At 63.5% G+C, this 17,411-nt stretch carries 17 protein-coding genes and 1 riboswitch; of the genes, 10 read left to right on the top strand and 7 right to left on the bottom strand.

The annotated features are described in order from the left end of the window. Positions 1–215 precede the first annotated feature (215 nt). The 5 genes from M2396_RS22105 to M2396_RS22085 all read left to right on the top strand — a co-directional run bounded on the left by M2396_RS22105 (position 216) and on the right by M2396_RS22085 (position 4,378). On the top strand, positions 216–863 hold the full coding sequence (locus tag M2396_RS22105; protein ID WP_101322287.1) for a DedA family protein: 648 nt from the start codon (positions 216–218) through the stop codon (positions 861–863). Positions 864–870: 7 nt separating this feature from the next. Continuing rightward, positions 871–1,686 carry a zinc-dependent peptidase gene (locus tag M2396_RS22100; protein ID WP_150573579.1) on the top strand — a complete coding sequence of 272 codons (816 nt, stop codon included), beginning with the start codon at positions 871–873 and terminating at the stop codon, positions 1,684–1,686. Positions 1,687–1,779: 93 nt separating this feature from the next. Further along, positions 1,780–2,307, top strand: coding sequence for an inorganic diphosphatase (gene ppa / locus M2396_RS22095; protein ID WP_101322289.1), 528 nt, complete (start codon positions 1,780–1,782; stop codon positions 2,305–2,307). A 204-nt stretch (positions 2,308–2,511) separates the two neighbouring features. Next, positions 2,512–3,213 carry an XRE family transcriptional regulator gene (locus M2396_RS22090; protein ID WP_259078799.1) on the top strand — a complete coding sequence of 234 codons (702 nt, stop codon included), beginning with the start codon at positions 2,512–2,514 and terminating at the stop codon, positions 3,211–3,213. A 268-nt stretch (positions 3,214–3,481) separates the two neighbouring features. Next, positions 3,482–4,378 carry an alpha/beta hydrolase gene (locus M2396_RS22085; RefSeq protein ID WP_259078798.1) on the top strand — a complete coding sequence of 299 codons (897 nt, stop codon included), beginning with the start codon at positions 3,482–3,484 and terminating at the stop codon, positions 4,376–4,378. A 20-nt stretch (positions 4,379–4,398) separates the two neighbouring features. Here M2396_RS22085 and M2396_RS22080 read toward each other — a convergent pair whose 3' ends face one another. Continuing rightward, positions 4,399–5,388 (bottom strand): zeta toxin family protein, encoded by a 990-nt coding sequence (locus M2396_RS22080; protein WP_150571019.1) that lies wholly within the window; start codon positions 5,386–5,388, stop codon positions 4,399–4,401. Positions 5,389–5,544: 156 nt separating this feature from the next. Beyond that, positions 5,545–5,686: riboswitch (FMN riboswitch) on the top strand. Between the two features lie 79 nt (positions 5,687–5,765). Here M2396_RS22080 and ribB point away from each other — a divergent pair. After that, positions 5,766–6,416, top strand: coding sequence for a 3,4-dihydroxy-2-butanone-4-phosphate synthase (gene ribB / locus M2396_RS22075; protein ID WP_101322292.1), 651 nt, complete (start codon positions 5,766–5,768; stop codon positions 6,414–6,416). Between the two features lie 60 nt (positions 6,417–6,476). On the opposite strand, the gene M2396_RS22070 is transcribed toward ribB, so the two are convergent. From M2396_RS22070 to M2396_RS22060, 3 genes are read right to left on the bottom strand one after another with little or no spacing between them, the layout of a single operon-like run. Then, the gene (locus tag M2396_RS22070; protein WP_259078797.1) at positions 6,477–7,670 is read right to left on the bottom strand and encodes an SGNH/GDSL hydrolase family protein; all 1,194 of its coding nucleotides are present in this window, start codon (positions 7,668–7,670) and stop codon (positions 6,477–6,479) included. A gap of 1 nt (position 7,671) precedes the next feature. After that, complete coding sequence (locus M2396_RS22065) at positions 7,672–8,772, bottom strand: SGNH family hydrolase (RefSeq protein ID WP_259078795.1); 1,101 nt, start codon at positions 8,770–8,772, stop codon at positions 7,672–7,674. Next, the gene (locus M2396_RS22060) at positions 8,759–10,162 is read right to left on the bottom strand and encodes an MBOAT family protein (protein ID WP_150573574.1); all 1,404 of its coding nucleotides are present in this window, start codon (positions 10,160–10,162) and stop codon (positions 8,759–8,761) included. Before M2396_RS22060 ends, M2396_RS22065 begins: the two co-directional genes overlap by 14 nt. Before the next feature lie 255 nt (positions 10,163–10,417). On the opposite strand from M2396_RS22060, the gene M2396_RS22055 reads away from it, so the two are divergent. From M2396_RS22055 to M2396_RS22040, 4 genes are all read left to right on the top strand, one after another. Continuing rightward, positions 10,418–10,660, top strand: coding sequence for an exodeoxyribonuclease VII small subunit (locus M2396_RS22055; RefSeq protein WP_101322296.1), 243 nt, complete (start codon positions 10,418–10,420; stop codon positions 10,658–10,660). Then, on the top strand, positions 10,657–11,544 hold the full coding sequence (ispA, locus tag M2396_RS22050) for a (2E,6E)-farnesyl diphosphate synthase (protein ID WP_150570990.1): 888 nt from the start codon (positions 10,657–10,659) through the stop codon (positions 11,542–11,544). The genes M2396_RS22055 and ispA overlap by 4 nt, the downstream gene beginning before the upstream one ends. 121 nt (positions 11,545–11,665) lie before the next feature. Beyond that, on the top strand, positions 11,666–13,561 hold the full coding sequence (gene dxs, locus M2396_RS22045; RefSeq protein ID WP_150570991.1) for a 1-deoxy-D-xylulose-5-phosphate synthase: 1,896 nt from the start codon (positions 11,666–11,668) through the stop codon (positions 13,559–13,561). A 45-nt stretch (positions 13,562–13,606) separates the two neighbouring features. Beyond that, positions 13,607–15,484: a TonB-dependent receptor domain-containing protein gene (locus M2396_RS22040; RefSeq protein ID WP_150570992.1), complete on the top strand. Its 1,878-nt coding sequence runs from the start codon at positions 13,607–13,609 to the stop codon at positions 15,482–15,484. On the opposite strand, the gene M2396_RS22035 is transcribed toward M2396_RS22040, so the two are convergent. The 3 genes from M2396_RS22035 to ribA are packed head-to-tail and all read right to left on the bottom strand — an operon-like array spanning position 15,456 to position 17,304. Then, positions 15,456–16,271 carry a cobalamin-binding protein gene (locus tag M2396_RS22035; RefSeq protein WP_259078793.1) on the bottom strand — a complete coding sequence of 272 codons (816 nt, stop codon included), beginning with the start codon at positions 16,269–16,271 and terminating at the stop codon, positions 15,456–15,458. The two genes, M2396_RS22040 and M2396_RS22035, sit on opposite strands and share 29 nt — an antisense overlap. After that, positions 16,271–16,690, bottom strand: coding sequence for an MFS transporter (locus tag M2396_RS22030; protein WP_101322301.1), 420 nt, complete (start codon positions 16,688–16,690; stop codon positions 16,271–16,273). The genes M2396_RS22035 and M2396_RS22030 overlap by 1 nt, the downstream gene beginning before the upstream one ends. After that, positions 16,687–17,304 (bottom strand): GTP cyclohydrolase II, encoded by a 618-nt coding sequence (gene ribA, locus M2396_RS22025; RefSeq protein WP_101322302.1) that lies wholly within the window; start codon positions 17,302–17,304, stop codon positions 16,687–16,689. The genes M2396_RS22030 and ribA overlap by 4 nt, the downstream gene beginning before the upstream one ends. Positions 17,305–17,411 lie beyond the last annotated feature (107 nt).

Genomic DNA, 17,411 nt, shown 5'->3' with positions numbered 1-17,411 from the left:
TGTGGCAGCGGCGTGCAGCCGCTGCTGCAGACACCAGCGCCACGGCCTTTGCCGCCGGCCGGTAATCCGCCGCTACAATCTCCCCGGGCACGATCCCAGCTTGTCCGTATAATCCCTTTTTTACATGTGTGAAAGTTTACCTACGCTCACACATGCGTAGCCGATTTCCGTCTTTGCGCGCCCGTTGTCGCGGGTCAAGAACACAGGTGCTGTACATGGATTTCAACCCGCTTGACCTCATCCTGCATCTCGATGCCTACCTTGATCTGCTGGTGAACAACTACGGCCCGTGGATCTACGCCATTCTCTTCGCGGTGATCTTCTGCGAAACCGGGCTGGTGGTGATGCCATTCCTGCCGGGCGACTCGCTGCTGTTCATTGCCGGTGCAGTGGCCGCCGGTGGTGGCATGGACCCGGTGCTGCTGGCCGGCCTGTTGATGGCCGCAGCGATCCTCGGCGACAGCACCAACTACGTGATAGGCCGCACAGCCGGTGAACGCTTGTTCAACAAGCCCAACTCGAAGATCTTCCGCCGCGACTACCTGCAGCGGACCCATGACTTCTACGACAAGCATGGCGGCAAGACCGTGACCCTGGCGCGCTTCCTGCCGATCCTGCGCACCTTTGCGCCGTTTGTCGCCGGCATCGCCCACATGCACTACCCGCGCTTCCTGACTTTCAGCGTGGCCGGTTCGCTGCTCTGGGTCGGCGGCCTGGTCACCCTGGGCTACTTCTTCGGCAACGTGCCGTTCATCAAGCAGCACCTGTCGCTGATGGTGGTGGTGATCATCGTCCTGTCGCTGGTGCCGATGCTGCTCGGCCTGCTGCGTGGCCGCTTCGGTCGCGCGGCCAAGGCGCACTGATCGGCACATGTGGTCGTTACGCGCCTGGCGGCGCCGGCGCACCCTGGCGCGCTACCCAATCGACGCGCAGTTGTGGCAGGCCGTGCGCCAGCGCCTGCCGGTGCTCGATGGCATGACCGCCGAGGAAGACCACTGGCTGCGTGAGGCCTGCGTGCTGTTTCTGCATGCCAAACACCTGACCTGCCTGCCCGGGGTCGAACTGGATGACGAGCAGCGCCTGCTGCTCGCCGCCCAGGCGCAACTGCCGTTGCTGCACTTGGGGGATCTTGACTGGTATCAGGGTTTTCACGAGATCATCCTCTACCCCGACGACTTCAAAAGCCCCCAGCGCCACCGCGATGCCAGCGGCGTCGAGCACGTCTATGACGGCGAGCACAGCGGCGAAGCCTGGCAACAGGGGCCGGTCATTCTGGCAATGGACGGGGTACTCGCCGGTGGCGGCTGGGAGGCCTACAACCTGGTGATCCACGAGCTGGCACACAAGCTCGACATGCTCAATGGCGATGCCAACGGCCTGCCGCCACTGCACCACGGCATGCACGTCGGCGACTGGTCGGCTGCGATGCAGAGCGCCTACGACGACCTCAACCGCCAGCTTGATGCCAACCCGGATGCCGAGACCGCAATTGACCCGTATGCCGCGGAGAATCCTGCAGAGTTTTTCGCCGTCACCAGCGAATACTTCTTTAGTGGGCCTGACCTGCTACAACAGGCGTATCCGCAGGTCTATCAGCAATTGGTCCAGTTCTACCGGCAGGACCCGCTGGCCCGCCTGAGCCGGCTGCAGGCCGAAGATCCGCAGTATTGCGCCAGTCAGCCCTGAGCTGGCCACACATCAGGCAGGGCGTGGCGTGCACTGGCGGAATATGCCTATAATCGCCGCCAATTTTCTGAACAGACACGGGGGCCCTGCCCAATGAGCTACAGCAAGATTCCGGCTGGCAAAGACCTGCCGAACGACATCTACGTCGCCATCGAAATCCCGGCTAACCACGCCCCGATCAAATACGAGATCGACAAGGACAGCGACACCCTGTTCGTCGACCGTTTCATGGCCACCCCGATGTTCTACCCGGCCAACTACGGCTTCATCCCCAACACCCTGGCCGACGACGGTGATCCGCTCGACGTGCTGGTCGTGACTCCGTACCCGGTAGCGCCAGGCTCGGTCATCCGCGCCCGTCCGGTCGGCGTGCTGAACATGACCGACGATGGCGGCGGCGACGCCAAGGTCATCGCTGTCCCGCACGACAAGCTGTCGCAGCTGTACGTCGACGTCAAAGAGTACACCGACCTGCCAGCGCTGCTGATCCAGCAGATCGAGCACTTCTTCGCGAACTACAAAGATCTCGAGAAGGGCAAATGGGTCAAGATCGAAGGCTGGGCCGGCGCCGATGCCGCCCGTGAAGCGATCACCAAATCGGTTGCTGCCTACAAGGGCTGAGCCGAACAAGTCTGAGCGGTGATGCCGTTCAGACCATGTGTCTAGGGGCGCTCTGCGCCCCTTTTCATGCCTACTCTTCCCTGCTGCAGATTCCCTCGCACAAAATCCGTCCTAGGATCCTTCCTACAAACCCTCTGTTTTCCCACAACAAAATCAAACCCTCAGTTCATTTTCCTGCCGCTCTGCCCCCGTTAAACTTCGCCCATGACGACATCCGGCGACCGCCTCAAGGCACTCCTGCAAGAATGCGACCTGACCCCTTCCGATTTCGCCGCCCAGCGTTGCGTTACCCCCCAGCACGTCAACAATTGGTTCAAACGCGGTGTGCCTCTGGCACGCATGGACGAAATGGCCGATCTGTTCTGCGTGCACCGGCGCTGGCTGATGAACGGCGTAGGGCCCAAATACCACAGCGCCATCCTGCGCCAGAGCGGCGTCTGCGCCGAGGCAGTGCACCAACCCACCTCGCTGCTCGACCTGGACGGCCGGCTGCTGCGGATCTCCCTGTACCGGCTGCACGGCAACCGGCTGTCACCTGACATGCAGGGCCACCTGACCCTGCCGGCACAGTCCCTGGAAACCCTCGGCGTGTTCCCTCAGCGAGCGATCTGCATGCTCATGCCCGCCGGCAACATGGCGCCGATGATCCCGCAGGACGCGATCATTGCCATCGACCGCGGCAGCACCCATGTAGTCGATGGCCAAACCTACGCCCTGCTGCACAACGGCCAGCTGAAGGTGCACAGTCTCAGCCTCGAGCACGACGACACCCTATGCCTGCACAGCCATGACCAGCTTAACTACGCGGTCGAGCGCTACACCTTGGCGCAGCGTCAGGAGCAAGGGCTGGAAATCATCGGCTGGGTATTCCACTGGTCATATTTCAACCAGCGGGCCAGCGCCTGAAATACCCCGTGCAATTTTTTGCTGGGCATCGGCTGCCAGCCCTAGTATGCTTCGGCCCACATTACGCCCCACACCGGCCCAGGCCGCGTTGCAGAGGGCTCGGCGACGCCTGACACAGCCGTCTGCCTTCTTTTCATGGCCCTTGAGGTCATACCGTTTAAGGCGGTTGCGGCTTACCAAAAATGAGCCAAGATCGTCCCCGAGAAGCCGGCCACAAGCCGGCTTTTTAATGCCCGCAATTCACCCGCCCTCCCGCAGGTAGCCCATGATGAAAATCGTCCCGCTGCTGATTACCCTCCTGTTCGGCCCCGTCGTCATTGGCCAGACGCTTGCAGCGCCTCCTGCCCGCGAGCAGACGGTCGATTCGAGCCGGCTGCAAAGCGACAGTCAGGCCTATCGCTTCAGCACCTTCAGGCTGGACTCCGACGATGGCAAGCGCCACTACCAATTGTGGGTCGGTCAACCCAACAGCCCGGCCCCGGCTGCCGGCTACCCGGTGCTTTGGATGCTCGACGGCAATGCAGCGATGGCTGTGCTGCAACCGGGGCTGTTGGAGAAACTCGCCAACGGCCAAGCCCCACTGCTGGTAGCCGTGGGTTATCAGGGTGAGCAACGTATTGACCGAAACGCGCGCAGCTTCGATTACACGCCTACCGTTACTGGCTTGACCGAACAGCTCGACCCGCTAACGGGCCTGCCCAGCGGTGGTGTCGACGCGTTTCTGGACCTGCTCAGCCAGCGCATGCGCCCGCTGGTCGCCAGTGTCGCGCCAATCGACACCAACCGGCAGACGCTGTGGGGCCACTCCTACGGCGGCCTGGCGGTCCTGCATGCGCTGTTCACCCGCCCAGGCGAGTTCAGCCACTACGCAGCCGCCAGCCCCTCGCTGTGGTGGCATGACGGTGCGATTGTGCGCGAAGCACAAGGCCTGCAGCAGCGCCTGGGTCAGGCTCGACCTTCCCTGCTGCTGATGCGTGGCACAGCCGAACCAGCCAGTCCGCGTGGACAGCAGCAGGCGGATGCCGAGCGGCCGATGCGTGAGCTGGCAACCGAGCTTGGCCAGGTAAACGGCCTGCACGTCTCTTACCAACGCTTCGATGACCTGAGCCACGGAGCAATGCTGCCTGCATCGCTGGCGCATCTGCTGGAGACGCTTTCAAAGTAATCAGCAGGCGGTGTGCTGCGTTATGGATGGACGTACTTGAGCACATACATGGACAAGGCGCGGAACACCTCAGCCGGAATCGCGGGCATCAGCGGGTGGGCTTTGGCCAATGTAGCGCAACACTTCTGAACCATTTTCTGGCGTACCTCTTCGCTTATCAGCCCAGCGTGAACGACTTGCGCATACTGCAGATAAGCGCATGGGGAGTTGGCCTGAGCATTGCGCAGGATGCCAAACTTAACGCCCAGCTGTGGCACCTGAGCGAATGGCTGGCCCTTGAAGTCCGCCTGCGGCGTGAGCTCTGCATAGCTGTCGCAGGTACTGTGGCAGAGCACTTGGCGCTCCATGTTGGTCGGCAGGTCGCGCTGGTAGAGCGTGATTTCCGAGCCGGGCACTTGAGTGCAGGCATTCTCGAAGGCATCCAGAATCGCCTTGGCGTTGAACTGCGCCTCCTCGATCTGGGTCAATGACACCACTCGTTCAAGCTCGCTGGTTTCGATGCTTTTGACCACTCGATCAAGCGTTGCCCAATGGCTGAGTTCCTTCTGGCAGGCGATCATATGGACCTCGAAACGGTAGCCCGCTGCCGTTGCCGCCGGTGGAAATCTGGCAAATTCGATGTTATCCAGCGCCGACTCCATGATGATGTTGTACTTGTTGGCAAAGGCGTACGCGAACACTTTTTCGCCCAGTGCCCAGATGAACTTTTCGGTGTGCTCGTACACATGGAGCACACCCTGCGCCTGCATCTGCGCGTAACTGGGGTGCAACTCACGAAACGCCGGCAGGTATAGGCGTACGTAGTTCTCATAGGACCCACTGGGTAGCAGGGTTTTTTCCAGCAGGAAGGTTTTGCCCGAGCCCTGCGCACCGGCGACGATCAGTATTTTCGGGCTCGGCAACTGGTGGTCGTCAGGGTCGAAATCACGTTGTACGTCGAACAGCGTCACGCTGAGTTGATCGAACGCTTTCTGCACATCGTCATCGCTGAATGGGTATTGACTGGTCATGCGCGTGTGCTCCTCGAGGATCAGCCCGATGTCGGGCGGGTCGATAGGCTGCAGCACGCTCGCCATGCTGAGGCGGTAAATAATTGCCACCGCCGACTACGGCGAAAGTCGCAGAGCCGGCGCTTGCCAGCCCGGTGCCTCGGTGCTGTATGCTGAGCCGGTCTTCAGGGCGGGGTGCAAGTCCCCACCGGCGGTAAATCGAAAGATGAGCCCGCGAGCGCCCCGACCCGGTCGGGGGACAGCAGATCTGGTGAGATTCCAGGGCCGACGGTCATAGTCCGGATGAAAGAAGGCGTTTGGCAGGGGCCATCAGGTGCCCCTGTGCGCGCGTTTTGTTCGCCCCGAGACGTTCATCGATTTTTCACGAGGAGCGTTTCATGTCACCCAAGCACCAACAGCAATTCCCCAATGTTGCCGCCGCACTGGCTGCATTCCAGGCAGGCCGTCCGGTCCTGTTGCTCGACGACAATGACCGCGAGGACGAAGCGGACATCATTGCCGCCGCCGAAAACATCTCGCTGCAAACCATGGCCATGATGATCCGCGATTGCAGCGGTATCGTTTGCCTGTGCCTGGACGAAGCCACGGTCGACGCGCTCGAGCTGGCGCCGATGGTGAAGAACAACCAGGCCCGCCATGGCACCGGTTTCACCGTCACCATCGAGGCAGCCGAGGGCATCACCACTGGTGTTTCTGCGCATGATCGGATCACCACCATTCAGGCGGCTTTGAGCTCGAGCGCCGAGCAGCGCCATATCGTCAGCCCGGGCCATGTGTTCCCGCTGCGGGCGCGCAATGGCGGCGTGCTGACCCGCCGTGGTCACACCGAAGGCACGGTCGACCTGGCGCGCCTGGCCGGGCTGCGGCCGGCCGGCGTGCTATGCGAACTGATGAACCCGGATGGCAGCATGGCCCGCGGTGAGCAGGTGGCCCTGTATGCGCGTGAAAACAGCATGCCGATGCTGACCATCGAGGAGTTGGCCCAGTACCGCGTGGCGCTGACCCAGCTGGAAGCCGTCGCCGTCTGATCGCAACCTGACGCGGGGCGAGCCGGTATCTGCGGCCTGCCCCGTGCCAGCCTGAGCGCGCTAGCGCAAGCCTAGCGGACCTTTCAGGAACTGGTACAACCCCGCCGCACTCTTGCGATAGCCATCTGCGGTCAGGTGCACCAGATCACCCCGCGCCAGCCCCTGTGCCTGCCAGATTGCAATCGAGCACGGCCCACCCATGTAACCCTGCCAATCCCAGAACAACGCTTTGTGCTTCTGCGCCAGCTGACGCTGGATGCGCACAACTGCGGCCAATGGCTGCGGCTGCCGTGCTGCACAGCTGCGCGCCTTGCGCTGCTTGATCGAGTCCGGCGGGCCGACCAGCAAGATCGCGCTGCGCGGCATGTCCTGCCGCAAGCGCGTCAGGGTGGTGTCCAGTTGCGTCTGGTACAGCGCCAGATCAAGGGTGTCGTCAAACGCCTCGTTGGTGCCGTAGGCGAGGATCACCAGGTCGGGGCGCAGCGCCTTGAGGCTGTCTTGCCAACCTGGCTGCCACTTGTCGACCACCTCCAGGCGGGCGCCGTTGATACCCAACGCCGACAAGGTCACCCCGCTGTTCTTCTGCCCTTGGATGTACCAGCCACCGAGCAGTACGCCCTGGCTGGGCTGCAAGCTCATCTGCACGGGCAAGCCGAGGTTGGGGAAGGCCGGGCTCAGTTGCCACTTGCCGGCGGTGGCCGGGAGCATGCGCCGCTGCGTGCGATTGGCCACCAGCGTGCTGTTGCTGGCTGCCTGGTACAACGCAGAGATGCGATAGCGCTGGTGGTCCTCATCACGCGCCTTGAGGGTGACCACCGGCTGCGCCGCTTGCGGGATGGACAAGTAACCACCCAACGGAAACTGGCTGCTCTGCTGGTTGCGCGCCGACACCAGCGTCCACTGCCGCGGCTCGCTGTTGATGATCACCCGGTCATGGCGGATGCCGGGCACGGCGGTGGCCGGCACCAGGCCAATGCCACCGTCACCGTAACGCGCCTGCAGCAACCGGCGCAGCTCGCCGCTGAACAAGTCTGCAGCGGTATGCGAGTCGCCCAGCTGGACAATCGCCACCGGCGCTCGGCCGGCGTTGCGCAGCTTGCCCGCGAGCAGGCTGACGTTGCCGTCCCGGGTCGGGCTGGGGGTTTTTGCCTGTTTGACCGGCTGCGGCTGTGGCGGCGCGGTTACGCCAGCGCTGCAGCCTTGCATGCTGCTGATCAACAGGGCCAGGCCCAGCAAGTGACGCCATGGGCGCATATCAGTGTCCTGTAACGGTCAGGCCAGCAAAACTGATCAGCGACAGTACCTGTGCAGCGATCATTTTCTGGCCGGTAATGGTGAAGTGCACACCGTCGTCGTAGCGCACCTTGACCCGCTTGCCTTCCGGCGTTTGCACGGTGAAGGAGAACTGTTCGTCGGGGTAACCCAGAAAGGGGTTGGCGGACACGAAGTGCTGGCCGAACAGCGCCGTCTGTTGTTGGTACAAGCCACTCAGGTAAGCCATTGCAGCAGACAGCCGCGGCTGGTTCATGTTCGGTGGCCCGACCCAGATTACCTGCACATTTCGCGCGCGGGCCTGTTCGAGGATAGCGTCGATCCGGGCACGGTAGGCCAGCTCCCATTCCGCTGACTTGAAGCGCAGGAACGGCTTGCCCTTGCCTTGCGGCATGTCCCAAGGATCGTTGGGGCCGAGGAACACCACCATCAGGCGGATGTTCGGCTCCCGCGCCAGCGTGTCGGCGACGGTTTGCGGCCAGTTGAAAAAGCCCGGATAAGCCAGGCCGGTACTCTGCCGGCTGAGGTTGACGGTGTTGATCTGGTAACGCTTGCGCAGGCTGTTGGCCAGGTGAGGGGCGACCCCTTGCATCAACGAGTCACCGACCAGAAACACCTGGTCACCGGCGGCCAGAACCACGCTGCTAGCAGTTTGCGCCAATGGCACTGGCGCCTGCTGGATAACCGGCAGCGGGGCACTTGCGCCAGGCTCGGCCACCCTGTGCACGGGCTCGGGCCTGGCCGCAGGCAGCGGTTGTTCGAGGTCGACGGTCACCACCGGCATGCTCGGCGCCAGCACGGTTGTGGCTGGCGCCGCGACTCCCTGCTTGTCGCCCTCCAGGCTGGCGATGAAACTGTCGCGTGCCGCGCCCAACGCTGTGGTCAGGCTGGCCCCGAAGCGCCAGGCCGGCGCTTGCCCAACCAGCGGCAGCTCGCAGCTCTGGTGATATTTTTGTTGGCAGTAGAGCTTGATCGAGTCCTGGTTGAGCCAGAACAAGATGCCCATCACCACCACGATCGCGTAAAGCGCCTTGGCCGCGTCCAGCTGCACGCGCAGCAATTGCCCTGAATTAGAAGCTGGCATAGATGAACCCCGGTACGCCCGACTGCGAGGCGAAGATGATCAACGACACGAACAGCGCCAACGGCACCGGGTACAACTGCCACGGCAGGCGTTGGCTGGCCGCCAGGCTGCGCTCGAGCAGCTTGAGCAACTGCGGATAAATGGCCAGATACAGCACGCACGCAAGGATCAGCACGCCGCTGGACGAGTTCAGCCCGGCCAGGCTGACATGGGCGATATCCGCCAGCATCTCCAGGGCGCCGTCGAGGGTCGGGCTGCGGAAGAAGATCCAGGCAAAGGCCACGTAGTGGAAGGTCAGCAAGCGCGCCAGCAAGCCCGCCCCGGCCACCTTGGCGAAGCCCGGCGCCGATTGTGCGAACAGCTTGTAGATCGCCAGGCCAATGCCGTGCAGCGCGCCCCAGATGAGGAAGTTGGCGCTGGCGCCGTGCCACAAGCCGGACACCAGCATGGCCAGCAACATGTTCAGGTTGCCGCGCCAGGCGCCCTGGCGGTTGCCGCCCAGCGGGATATAGACATAGTCACGTATGAACCGCGACAGGCTGATATGCCATCGTCCCCAGAATTCCTTGAGATTGTGCGCAGCGTAGGGTGCTGCGAAGTTGTCCGGCAGGCGGAAGCCCAGCAGCAGGGCAATGCCGGTGACCAGATTGGTGTAGCCGCTGAAGTTGAAGTAGATCAGCAGGCTGTAGCCATACACGCTCAGCAACACCTGCTCGGGGCTGGCACTGCCCGGAGTGTCGAACACCGGATCGACCCACTCGCTGCCAAGCCAGGCGCTGAGGAAGAACAGCTTGACCACCGCCATGGCGATCAGCCCCAGCGCCCGTTGCGGCTCCAGCACCTGACGCATCGCTTCGGGGCGAATCTGCGGCAGCATGTGCAGGGCCCGATTGACCGGGCCGGCCACCAGGCTTGGGAAAAACGCCAGATACAGGGCAAGGTCCAACGGCGCCGCCGTGCTCAGCTCGCGACGGTTGATCGAGACCAGGTAACTGACCGAGTGAAAGGCATAGAACGACAGCCCGATCGGCACCAGCAGTTCGACGATGGGCAACGACACATCAAGGCCCAGCGCAGCCAGGGCGTTTTGTGCGCCGCTGACGAAGAACTCCTGATACTTGAATAGATAGAAGCAGCCCAACACCAACGTCAGCAGCAAACCGCTGATGAACCAGCGCCCGGGATAGCGCGCCGCGAGCAGCCCGAGGGCGTACACCAGCACGCTGTAACCGAGCAGGATATACAGCGACTGCAGGCTGAAGCTGGCCACCAGGCCATAGCTCGCCGCCAACAGCAGTGCGTTCTGCAGACGCAGGCTCCAACACAGGCTCCAGTAGAGCAGGAAGAACAACGCAAAGCAGAGGCCAAATTCGATCGAAAGGAAGCTCACAACGTAGTCCGTTACGTGACGTGGAGAGAGGGGCGGTAAAGCACCGGAATAGAGCGCGCGGGATTATGTCAGAGGGACCAGAGGGCGACAATTGGACAAGTCTGTAAAACGCAAGATGAGCACACCAAGGTAAATGCTACAAAATGCGACAGCATTTATTGCATGCCAGTAGGTCCGCTCACGCCCGTCGAATTTGCTCCGCATGCCTGCCTCTGCTAGTGTCGCGCCGTTAAGATCGCCACCGAGACCGTCGCCATGGCCCGCAAAAAAACCTCCATCGATTTCGAGCAGTCCCTCGCCGACCTGCAAACCCTGGTCGAGCGCCTGGAGAACGGTGAACTGTCGCTGGAAGAGTCGCTGGCCGCCTTCGAGCAAGGCATCGCCCTGACCCGTGACTGCCAGGGCGCGCTCGCCCAGGCCGAACAAAAGGTGCAGATTCTGCTCGAGCGCGACGGCGAACTTGCCGCGCAGCCGTTCGACGCCGAGCCCGAAGCATGATTAAAGCCTATCAGGCCAGCTGCCAGGCCCGCGTCGACGCCGCCCTCGAACCGCTGCTGCAAGCGCCTGCCGAACAATTGCAGCGCCTGTATGCGGCCATGCGCTACAGCGTGATGAACGGTGGCAAGCGCGTGCGGCCATTGCTCGCCTATGCCGCCTGCGAAGCCTTCGGCACGCCGGCCGAGCAAGCCAACGGCGCAGCCTGTGCGGTCGAGCTGATCCACGCTTATTCGCTGGTTCATGATGACCTGCCGGCGATGGACGATGACGACCTGCGCCGCGGTCAGCCGACCACCCACAAGGCGTTTGACGAAGCCTGTGCGATTCTTGCCGGCGACGGTTTGCAGAGCCTGGCCTTCACCGCCCTGCTCGACCCGGGCCTGAGCCCGCAAGCCGACTCGATCCGCCTGGCCATGGTGCAAACTCTGGCCAACGCTGCCGGCCCTGCCGGCATGGTCGGCGGCCAGGCCATCGACCTCGGCTCGGTCGGGGTCAAGCTGGATCAGCAGGCGCTGGAATACATGCACCGGCACAAAACCGGTGCCTTGATCGAAGCCAGCGTGCGCCTTGGCGCCCTGGCCAGCGCCCGCGCCGATCAAGCACAGCTGGATGCATTGCAGGTGTATGCACGCGCGGTTGGCCTGGCCTTCCAGGTGCAGGACGACATTCTCGATGTCGAGAGCGATACCGCGACCCTGGGCAAACGCCAGGGTGCTGACATAGCCCGTGACAAACCAACATACCCGGCCCTGCTGGGGCTGGACGCGGCCAAAGCCTACGCCGGCGAACTGCGTGACCAGGCCCTGGCGGCGCTGAGCGGCTTTGGCGAGCACGCCGAACCCCTGCGTGCGCTGGCCCGCTATATCGTCGAGCGCCGCCACTGACAGTACTGGCAGTACCCGCTCGCGTTGCATTGGCAGCGCGGCGGCTGAACCTGTGTGAATGGGCAGTTTGCCGAACAATGGGGTAAACTGCCGGGTCTTCAAACCTATAACGACTCGCCTGATGCCCACGACGTTTCAAGAGATCCCCCGCGAACGCCCGGCCACTCCGCTGCTGGACCGCGCCGACACGCCCGCCGGCCTGCGCCGGCTGGCCGAAGCCGACCTGGAGAACCTGGCCGACGAGTTGCGCCAGGAGTTGCTCTATACCGTAGGCCAGACCGGCGGGCACTTTGGTGCCGGCCTCGGTGTGATCGAGCTGACCGTAGCCCTGCACTACGTGTTCGATACCCCCGATGATCGTCTGGTCTGGGACGTCGGCCATCAGGCCTATCCGCACAAGATTCTCACCGGCCGTCGCCAGCGCATGCTCAGCCTGCGCCAGAAGGACGGCATCGCCGCCTTCCCGCGTCGCTCCGAGAGCGAGTACGACACCTTTGGCGTGGGCCATTCCAGCACCTCGATCAGCGCTGCGCTGGGCATGGCCATCGCCGCCCGCCTGCAAAACAGCGCGCGCAAGTCGATTGCGGTGATCGGTGACGGCGCACTGACCGCCGGCATGGCCTTCGAGGCGTTGAACCACGCCCAGGAAGTCAACGCCGACATGCTGGTGATCCTCAACGACAACGACATGTCGATCTCGCGCAACGTCGGTGGCTTGTCCAACTACCTGGCCAAGATCCTCTCCAGCCGCACCTATGCGAGCATGCGCGAAGGCAGCAAGAAGGTCCTCTCGCGCCTGCCCGGCGCCTGGGAAATCGCCCGCCGTACCGAAGAGTACGCCAAGGGCATGCTGGTCCCTGGCACCCTGTTCGAAGAGCTCGGCTGGAACTACATCGGCCCGATCGATGGCCACGACCTGCCGACCCTGATCGCCACCTTGCGCAACATGCGTGACCTCAAGGGCCCGCAGTTCCTGCACGTGGTGACCAAGAAGGGCAAGGGTTTCGCTCCGGCCGAGGTCGACCCGATCGTCTATCACGCCATCACCAAGCTCGAACCCGCCGACAAGCCAGTAGTGCCGCAGCAAGCCAGCGGGCCGAAGTACTCGGCAGTGTTCGGCCAGTGGTTGTGCGACATGGCGGCTGCCGACCCGCGCCTGGTGGGTATCACCCCGGCGATGAAAGAAGGCTCCGACCTGGTTGCGTTCAGCGAGCGTTACCCCGAGCGCTATTTCGACGTAGCTATCGCCGAACAGCACGCGGTGACGCTGGCTGCCGGTATGGCCTGTGAAGGCGCCAAGCCGGTGGTGGCGATCTACTCGACGTTCCTCCAGCGTGGCTACGATCAGCTGATTCACGACGTGGCCGTGCAAAACCTCGATGTGCTGTTCGCCATCGACCGCGCCGGCCTGGTCGGCGAAGACGGCCCGACACACGCTGGCGCTTACGATCTGTCGTACCTGCGCTGCATCCCCGGCATGCTGGTGATGACCCCGAGCGACGAGAACGAGCTGCGCAAGATGCTCAGCACCGGCCACCGTTACAACGGCCCGGCTGCCGTGCGTTACCCTCGCGGGACCGGCCCGAACACGCCGATCAGTGCCGACCTCGAGCCCATCGAGATCGGTAAAGGCGTGGTTCGCCGCCAAGGCAAAACCGTGGCCTTGCTGGTGTTCGGCGTGCAACTGAGCGAAGCCCTGCAAGTGGCTGAAAAGCTCGATGCGACCGTGGTCGACATGCGTTTCGTCAAACCACTGGACGAGGCCCTGGTGCTGGAACTGGCGGCCAACCACGAGCTGCTGGTGACCATCGAAGAAAACGCCATCATGGGCGGCGCTGGCGCTGCGGTTGGCGAATTCCTCAGCCGCGAAGCGGTGCTCAAGCAATTGCTGCACCTGGGCCTGCCAGATACCTACGTCGAGCACGCCAAACCTGCGCAGATGCTGGCTGAATGTGGGCTGGACGCGGCTGGCATCGAAGCTTCGGTGCGGGCCCGGATGGTCAAGCTCGGCTTGTGATTGCTGGGGCCGCTTTGCGGCCCCAAAGCGCCGTACGGAACTGTCATGAAACTCGCAACCCTGGCCACCCTCCTCTCCCTCCCCAGCACCCTGCTCGCCGCCGAACCCAACCGCGATGACGCCCTGAAGCTGCCAGACGTACTGATCAGCGCCAGCCGCCAGGTCGAATCGCGCACCAGCACCGCTGCCGCCAATACCGTGTTCACTCGCAGCGACATCGACCGCCTGCAACCCTCCAGCGTGACTGACCTGCTGACCCGCGTGCCCGGGGTGCAGGTTGCCCCCACCGGCGGACGCGGCAGCCTGCCCGGGATATTCATCCGCGGCACCAAGGCCGCCCAGAGCCTGGTACTGGTCGATGGCGTGCGCATTGCCAATGCCACCTCCGGCGACAGCGGCCTACAGTTTCTCGACATCGATCAGATCGAGCGCATCGAAGTGCTGCGCGGCTCGCGTTCGGCGGTGTACGGCAGCGATGCCATCGGCGGAGTCATTCAGATCTTCACCCGGCGCAGCAGCGGCCCCGGCCTGCAGCCACGTCTGCGCGTTGCGGCCGGCAGCAACCAGACCTGGCAGCGCAGTCTGGGCTTGTCTGGGGGCAGCGACGCGACCCGCTTCAACCTTGGTGCCAGCCTCGACGAAACCGCCGGCATCGACTCGACCGGGCCGTCGCTGGCCAGAGATGGCGACCATGATGCCTACCGTAACCGTTCGCTCAACCTGAGCCTCAGCCACACGTTCAACGAGCGCTTCGAGGCGGGCCTGAACCTGCTCGACAGCCGAGGCCGCAGTGAATACGACAACCCGTTCGGCCGTTATGACTTCGCCAGCGGCCAGACCTTCGGCCAGCAGCCCTACACCGACTTCAACGTCAGCAGCCTGGGCAGCTATTTCGATGCACAACTGAGCGATGTTTGGCATTCGCGCCTTGAGCTGGCACACAGCGAGAACCGCGACGACAAACGCGACAAGTTCAGTGACGAGCGCTTTGTGTTCAACACCTACCGCGACCAACTGACCTGGCAGAACGACCTGACCCTGAGCGAGCAGCACGCGCTGCTGCTGGGTGGTGACTGGTATCAGGACCGCGTGCACGCCAACACCGAGCTGGATCAGGACAGCCGCTGGAACCGTGCCGCATTTGTGCAGCATCGCTATCAGGGTGAGCACTTCTCCAGCGAGCTTGGCGTGCGCCGTGATCAGAACCAGCAGTTCGGCGGCCAAACAACCTGGAGCGCCAGCCTGACGTTACCGGTCAATCAGGCCAACGATGTGCTGCTGTCCTACAGCGAAGGCTTCCGCGCGCCGACCTTCAATGACCTGTATTACCCGTCGTACAGCAATCCCGACCTCAAGCCGGAGCATTCCAAGACCGTCGAGCTGCAGTGGCGCAGCCAGCTCGGCAGCGACAGCCAACTGGAGGCGTCGCTGTACCGCACCGAATTGAGCGATGCGATCATCTTTGGCCAGGGCTCGATCCCGCGCAACGTTGCCAGCGCTCGGATCAACGGTGCCGAACTCGCCCTCAAACAGACGTGGGGTGCCTGGCACAGCCAACTCGGCCTGGCCATGATCGACCCGCGTGACCGCGACAGCGGCCACACCCTCGCCCGCCGCGCGCGCCGCACGCTGAGCCTGGATCTGGACCGCCAGTACGAGCGCTTCGCCGTGGGCGCCAGCTGGCAAGCCGTCAGCAGCAGCTTTGATGACGAAGCCAACCGCAACAGATTGGCCGGCTATGGCTTGCTCGGCCTGCGCAGTAGCTGGGCCGCGAGTGATGAACTAAAGCTGGAGCTGAAGCTGGATAACCTGTTCGACAAAGGCTACAGCCGCGCGCTCTACAGCTACGACAACAGCGCGTACGCCTACCGCGAAGAAGGCCGCCGCTGGCTGTTCAGCGTGACCTGGACGCCGGCATTGTAGCGTCGAGCAAGGCACACAGCTTGGCGGTAGCTTCGATCATCTGCCCGCTTGGGCGCTCCAAACCGTTGTCCGGCAGTACCAGCAGGTGCCCCCCAGCCGTGGCCTTGAGCTGCGGCCAGGCCCGCCAGCTCGCCAGTTGGGCCTGGTCGCCCGCGACAATCACATCAGGGTTGCGCGCCAGCACCGCCTCCACACTCACCAGCGGCGCCGGCTGCGGCAGGTCGGCGAACACGTTGCGCGCGCCACATACACTCAACGCATCGCTGACGATCTGCTTGCCGCCCAAGGTATACAGCGGCTTGTCCCAGACCTGATAGAACACCGTCAGCGGCTGCTCGCGATGGTAGCGTTGCCGCAGCTCTTGCAGGCGCTGGCGCAAACCCGCCGCGTAGCGCTGGCCCTGTTCGGCCCGGCCGATACGGCTGGCGATGGCTTCGATGTGGCTGAGCAATTGTTCGAGCGTGGCCGCTTCGCCATCGTAGCTGGCGATGCCCAGCCGGCGCAGTTGCTCGCGCTGGGCGGGGGCCACGGCGCCGGGCCACAACAACAGCAAGTCCGGCCGCAGGCTGAGTAGGCGCTCCATGTCCAGTTGGCCCTGGCGACCCACCGACGGCAGCTGACGCAGCGCCGCTGGCCGCTCGCCGCCGTCGAGCACGCCCACCAGCAGGTCATCGGCGTGCAGTTCGAGCATGATTTCGCTCATCGACGGCGCCAGGCTGACCACCCGCAGTGGCTCGGCGGCAACGGTGCTGCCGAGCATCAGCAGCAGGCAGCAGAGCAGCCGCATCAACCCAGCTGACGCGGGATGCGATAGAGGTACAGGATCACCACGGTGGACAACGCCAGCAGCACCTGGGGCACTGCCTCCAGCCCGACCAGCACCGACAGTGCGGCGACCCAGGCGGGGATGCAGGCGTACAGCATGGCCAGGCGGCGTACCCGCGCCAGCTCGATCCAGGCCGCGGGCTCTTCGACGCTGCCGAGCACCTTGCTGGTGTGGATCAACGCGCGCTTGTACGCGGCAAACCGAGCGAGGCTGAGAAACATGGTCGCGGCACCGGCAATGAACAGCGGCATCGCCAGCACCGGAATCAGGCCGTCACCGCCGCCAAACGCCCAGGCCATGATCGGCAGCGGCAGCAAGCCCAGTGCCAGGTACTGCCACCAGGTCAGGGCCAGCCGTCGCTTGACCTCGCTGCGGGTCACGCCTGCGGCACCTCACCCTGGTGCTCGGTGCCCATCATGTGGCCGAGCTTGCCGGCCTTGGTCGCCAGGTAATGGCTGTTGTGCGGGTTGTGACCGGTGTGCAGCGGCACACGCTCGGCAACGTTGATGGCCATGGCAGTCAGCGCCTTGACCTTGCGCGGGTTGTTGGTCATCAGGCGCAGCGACTTGACGCCTAGGTGCTCGAGCATCGGCAGACAGATGCCATAGTCGCGCTGGTCGGCGGCAAAGCCCAAACGCTCGTTGGCCTCAACCGTGTCGGCGCCGCCATCCTGCAGCTCGTAGGCGCGGATCTTGTTCAACAGGCCGATACCGCGGCCTTCCTGACGCAGATACAACAGCACGCCGCGGCCTTCGCGGGCAATCGCCTGCAGCGCAGCTTCAAGCTGCGAACCGCAGTCGCAACGCTGGCTGAACAGCGCATCCCCAGTCAGGCACTCGGAGTGCAGACGCCCGAGCACCGGCTCGCCATCAGCGATATCACCCAGGCTGAGCACGACGTGCTCGCGGCCCGTGGCTTCGTCAAGAAAGCCATGCATGGTGAAGGTCGCAAAAGGAGTCGGAAGTTTCGAGGCGGCAACAAAGACGACGGGCACGTTGTGCTCCTGATTAGTAACTTGGAATTTCACGTGGGCCGATTGTATCAGCAGGCTGACAAGCGTGCGCACGGTGAATACCGTCGGTTAAGATCGAAAGGTTCGAT

The organism is Pseudomonas sp. BIGb0278 (genome assembly GCF_024809895.1).
Classification (GTDB): Bacteria; Pseudomonadota; Gammaproteobacteria; order Pseudomonadales; family Pseudomonadaceae; genus Aquipseudomonas; species Aquipseudomonas shirazensis.
The sequence above is the reverse complement of the archived record's forward strand: the minus strand, read 5'-3'. Positions and strand labels throughout refer to the sequence as shown.